The sequence below is a fragment of the Lacrimispora sp. genome, from assembly GCF_032078915.1.
Lineage (GTDB): Bacteria > Bacillota > Clostridia > Lachnospirales > Lachnospiraceae > Lacrimispora.
In genome coordinates, this window is the sequence record NZ_DAMAUN010000103.1 from 18,688 (window position 1) to 19,247 (window position 560).

Genomic DNA, 560 nt, shown 5'->3' on the forward strand with positions numbered 1-560 from the left:
CCGAACTGGGCCGCCAATGACGTCCGTTTTACCATGACAGTTTCCATCTGTTCCATGTGGATCTGCCGGATCGTCATGGCCTACGTATTAAGCCTTTATTTCGGCCTTGGACTTATGGGAATCTGGATCGCCATGACCATCGACTGGCTGGTGCGCGCCATCTTCTTCTCCACCCGCGTCCTAAGCGGAAAATGGTGCCGGTATGCCAACCGGAGCATCCGTTAACTTAAAAAGCTTATAACTGCTTCCTTCATCTTATCCGCATCGCACACTGTATCATGGCGTACAGGTGCGGTGCGGATTTCTTCTACCGCCTGGGGAACGGGAACCTTGGATATCTCAGCCAGATGATCGATGATCCGGAATTCATCCGGTTCCTCCTGTTCTCCTTCAATGGCTTCCAGAACGCTTCCTGCAAACTTATATGGGCTTGCCGTGGAGGCAATGATATTCTTTGCCTGATCCTTTGTTTCCGTCTTGTATTGGTCATATACGCATGCTGCCACACCGGTATGGGGATCGATTAAATAGCCGGTATCCTCAAAGACCTTCTTAATGGC

Annotated in this window: 2 pseudogenes; one reads left to right on the forward strand and one right to left on the reverse strand. The window is 50.5% G+C overall.

Annotated features, from left to right (window positions below):
- Positions 1-225: pseudogene (locus RT269_RS26070) on the forward strand (MATE family efflux transporter); the annotation flags it as partial.
- On the opposite strand, the pseudogene RT269_RS26075 reads toward RT269_RS26070, so the two are convergent.
- Positions 222-560: pseudogene (locus tag RT269_RS26075) on the reverse strand (threonine synthase); the annotation flags it as partial. The pseudogenes RT269_RS26070 and RT269_RS26075 overlap by 4 nt on opposite strands.